The sequence below is a fragment of the Millisia brevis NBRC 105863 genome (assembly GCF_001552615.1).
Lineage (GTDB): Bacteria > Actinomycetota > Actinomycetes > Mycobacteriales > Mycobacteriaceae > Millisia > Millisia brevis.
Map to the genome: position 1 here is coordinate 1 of NZ_BCRN01000040.1, position 4,892 is coordinate 4,892.

The 4,892-nt window shown below is 63.7% G+C and carries 1 protein-coding gene; it reads right to left on the bottom strand.

The window, feature by feature from the left end; genetic code table 11:
• Positions 1-1,007: 1,007 nt before the first annotated feature.
• The gene (locus tag MB1_RS24685) at positions 1,008-4,559 is read right to left on the bottom strand and encodes an RHS repeat-associated core domain-containing protein (RefSeq protein ID WP_066913742.1); all 3,552 of its coding nucleotides are present in this window, start codon (positions 4,557-4,559) and stop codon (positions 1,008-1,010) included.
• Positions 4,560-4,892 lie beyond the last annotated feature (333 nt).

Genomic DNA, 4,892 nt, shown 5'->3' on the forward strand with positions numbered 1-4,892 from the left:
AGGGCACCCATTTTTAATTGAGGAATTTCGGTGGGTATGTGGCGGAGGCCTATCGATTGTTCCCTTTTCGCACCTTAAGCATCTGGCCAGGACTGTCGAAGGACAAGAAGCCGTAGGCGACGATGCCGATTCATTGGAATAGAGCGGTACCTTTCCGCGGCGCTCGCGTCGCGCTGAGTTGGGTGATGATCGTTGGATCCAGGGGGTAGCGGAGTCCCCATCGAACGAACAGCAGTCGGACCAGCGGGGCGTCCTCAGGCTCCGTCGATGAAGGGTTCGATCGCCTCGGCGATCTCCACGATGCTGTCGCAACGATCCATGTTCGGATCGGGTCGCCTGCCCACGCGTGGGTTGTTGTTGACGATCACAGCCCCGAATGTCGGTGGGTCTGCTGCACGAGCAGGTGACATCTTGAACCGTCACCTATCCGTGCAGCAGTCCCAACCGTGTCACGGAGGAACGAATCCCGCTACACGTCAACATCGGAACGAAATCTCGGCAACTTCATTAGGAGCACCGGCGGGGCCGAGCTACTACTACTCCATGTACATAGCGGACACGATAATCTCTCCGAAAGTATCCAGGTCTACTCTATTCGACGACTCGTGCTGCCTGCCGTAGCTGTACACAGCTGACCCCAGCCCGCTCAGAAGGGTGGCGATGTTGTCCTCCTCGAGAGGAACATGTCGACCCGCCCAGCTAGTGAAAATAGGTTGCAGTTTGTCCCATATGACGGATGGCAGGGCTTCAGTTTCTGGAATTAGCCCGTCTGTTTCATTTTCTACCAGGGCCACTATCGCGAATCTTGCGATAGTGGGTACCTCTGATAGGGTAAGGGTCCTTTTTGCTTCTATTTCCGCTACCCCGCGGCTTGCAAGCCCCAGGATGAATGCGCGAACAAGATTCGGATCGGGACGCATCAGTAGGGGCCGCAGGGACGGATCGTGAACTGCCTCACTGGCAACTAGGTCAATATGCGATGCTACCTCTATGCCGTTCATCTGCTTCTACTCGTATCTCGGGTTGGTCCATACGGGGTTCGGTATCCCTGGTGTTCGTATACTAACCGACTCTCCCATGGTTTCGGTGCTGAAACGTCTCGATTGGAACTCTGCGGTCAGTGAATCTAAAGGTATTAGTCTGTAAGGTACTTCCTCATTTGCCATTTGGAACACTGCCAGACGTCGGTTGTCCAGGGAGAATAGTTCGCCATCTCGTATGACGACCTCTATCGGCGGGAACGAACCGGGCGAGATCTCACCGGAACGAAGCCCATCGACAACTAATTGCAGCGGTTGACCGTTCCTGAATTCATGACTTATGGAGTCTTGGCTGAATCTTACTTCGGTGGGGTCGATTCGGCCGCTAGTTGGCAGGTTCTCCCATCGGCATGGTGCGAGTCCAAGCGGGTCGGACCATGTTGTCGGGTTGTTGACGTAGGTGTTGGGGTTGGGTGCTGGTGCGAGGCCGAGGGGGTCGGGGGTGACGTAGCGACCGGTGGCCGGATCGTAGGTGCGCAGCAGGTTGTAGTGCAGTCCGGTTTCAGCGTCGTGATATTGGCCAGGAAAGCGGAGGGGTGTGCTGTTGCCGGTCCAGGTGGTGCTGCCCCAAACGGCGGCCGCGGCAGTGCCGACCAGTTCGCCGCTCCCGGGGTCGACCAGGCTGATCGGGGTGCCGATCAGGTCGGTGACAATGGCCTGGAACTGCCGGTCCACCTCGTCTCGTTCGGTATTTGGGGCGTTGGTTTGTGTCAGGGGCGTGTGCGTGCCGGGTTGGTATGTCCAGCGCAGGGAGTGGTCGCGTCCTTGTTCTTCGATGAGGTGGACGCCATCCCAAACGAAGTGGGTTGGCTCGGAACCGTCGTCCGTTCGCACCTTTTCGACCCGCCGTCCGAGGGCGTCGTAGGTATGGGACCAGCGAGCTCCATCGGATGTGGTGACTTCGATGAGTTGGTCGAAGTCGTCGTACGTGAAGGTCGTGGTGGCGGCGGGGCGGGAGATGCGCGTGGTGGCCGTGGCGACGAGCCGCCCCGCGGGGTCGTAGCGGTACCGGGTTCGACCTCGACGCAGCAACAGGGTTCCCTGGATCTCCCGATCGTGGGTGTCCGGGTCGGAGCTTCTGGTTCCGTCGGTGGCGGTGATGTTGCCCAGACCGTCGTAGGTGAACCGCTCGACAGGCCCGTCGGCGCTATCAATCGCCAGGACCCGGCCGATGGCGTCCAGGTCGAAGTCATGCCGCTCGACCCCGGAACTGCTGGTGGTGACGTGTTCGGTGGGTATGCCGTCGGCCCGGTACTCGTACTGGTCGACCCGCAGGACGGCCGGCTCCGGGGTCGGCCCGCCGAGGTTCAGCAGAGGCGTCGGATGCGCTTGGGTGATCTGCTCGATCAGACGTCCGGCGACGTCGAAGGTCCGGTCGACCGCTACGTCGCCGACCCGGTAACCGGTACTGCGGCCGGTAGCGTCGTACTGCAGATCGACCATGTGATCTTCGATGTGCATGGTGACGGGCCTGCCCGTTGTGTCCCAGTCCCAACCGGTGACTCCGCCACTGCTCGAACGAGTCTCGACCCGCCGGCCGTGTACGTCGTAGCGGTGGTCGACGGTGCCGGTGGGGGAGAGCTCCCGCAGCAGGCGTCCGGCGGCGGATCGTTCCGAATCGATCCGCCACGCCCGACCGTCAACCCCAACTGCCTCGGCGACCACCACTCGACCGGTGAGGTCGTATGTGAACCGGCGCCCAGCTCCACCGCTGGTGGTGACCGATTCCAACTGTCCCAACACATCGAAGGTGTTGGTGCGGACCGCGCCGGTGGGGGTTTCGACCGCGGCCACTCGCCCGGCGATGTCGCGGCGGTAGCGGGTGCGGGCGCCGTTGTAGTCGGTCTGCTCGACCAATCGGCCTGCGGGATCGTAGGTATAGGTCCAGGTGTCACCGAGCGGGTTGGTGACCCCGGTCAGGCGCAGTTCGGTATCGCGGGTGTATCGGGTGACGGTGCCGTCCGGCAGCGTCCGCGAGGCGAGCGCATCGAACGGCCCGTACTCGTATCGGGTGACGAAGCCCGCTTGGTTGGTGTGCGAGAGCAGGTTTGCTTCGCCGTCGTAGGTGCGGTGCTCGGTGGTTCCGTCGGGGAAGGTGACCGCGGCGGGGTGCCCGTCGATGGTCCAGGTGAACGTTGTCGCGGCGCCGAGTGGGTCGGTGATGTGTATCGGTCGACCGAACGCATCCCGGTCGATCACGGTGACGGCCCCGTGCGGATCCACCACGCGAACCGGCAGTCCGGCCGCATCGACCTGCATCCGGGTGATCCCGCCGCCCATGGAGATCCCGGTCACCGCGCCGTGCGGCGAGTAGGTGTATTCGGCGCGTACCCCATCCGGATCGGTGGTGGCTACCAGATTGCCGTGTTCATCCCAGGTGTGGTGCCGGCGCGCTCCACCGGGTTGCTCGATGGCTGATGGGTGTCCGGGCGCGGCATAGGAGATGTGGATCAGCTCGCCGTCGGGACGCCGGATCGCCGCGACGTCACCGTTGGCGGTGTAGCGGTACTCGGTAGCCGCGCCGTCCGGGGCCGTCACCCGCACCGGCTTCCGGTCGACATTGAATGCGGTAACCGTGAGCCCACCGACCTCGTCGATCACGGTGCGGGGGCGATGATCGACGTCGAAACCCTCGACCCTCCGAGCCGCCAACGAGTTGGTGATCACCGTGACCGAACCGGTGCCGTCGGGCCGCTCGGCGTAGGACAGATCGGCGTTGCGGATGCCATCGATACCGCGTTGGGCGACCACCCGACCATCCGGGTCGTAGGTATTGGTCAGCCAGGTTCCGTTGTCGTCCACCCACCGGGTGATCCGCCCGTCCCCGTCGTACTCGAAGCGGGTGATCCCACCGAGACCGTTGGTCACGGCCGTCAGCAACCCTGCGGTGTAATCGAATTCGCGAACCGCGGTGACAGTCTCCGCCCCGACCACCGCGTACGACACGATCCGATCGGCCATGGTGTCCACCAGGACCCGGTAGCCGCCGGAATGATCCACGGCCATGGGGGTTCCGGTGTGATCCCAGCGGAACCGGATGCGGTTGCCGTGCCGGTCGGTGATCGCCGATATCACCAGATTCCCCAACGCCGCATCGATACCCACCATCGACAGCTCCGGCGCGAAATGCCAGCTGATTCCGGTGGTCGGGTGATCCATCCGATACCCGCCGCGTTCGGTGCGCACCAGGGTGCGGCGCTGCCCGGACAGACACGATGTCGGGATATCGACCTCGGGGTGGTCGAATCGCAGCAGCATGCCGTCCTCTGCAAACACCACCACGCCGTGTTCGTCGACCACCAGCCTGATGTCGAACGTCGACCACCAGGTGGCGCCGAACCAGCGTCCGAAACGGTAATTCGAGCGGTGGCGCCGTCCCAGGACCAACGGCAGGACTCCGGGAAGCGTGAGATCCGTGGCCGGTAGCAGGAATTCTCCGGTCGCTGTGGCGACGGGGTCGGCGGATTCCGCAGTCTGGTAGGCGGTTTGGTCGGCGCGCGGACCCTGATCCTCGGCCACCGCCCGGGCTCCATCGTCGGCGGCGGCGCGGCTTTCGGGGGTTGCCGGTTCGGGGCCCAACGAGTTGGCAGAGTGCGGTGGTGTCTGGGTTCCATTATCGGCTGCGGGGGTCGTGTCGGCCGGACCGTCGGGGTGGTCGGACTGCGGGGGAATGTCTCCTCGATCCGGCACGTCGGAACCCGCGGGAGATCCCGTATCCGGTGTACCGGCCGTTTCGACACTGTGGGCGGCGGACGTACCTGTCGGGGACGGGTCTGCAGGGGAGGTGTCGACATGGGGTGACGGCGCGGCGTCGACCCCGTCGACGACCCGATCAACGGTGCGAGCGGCGTC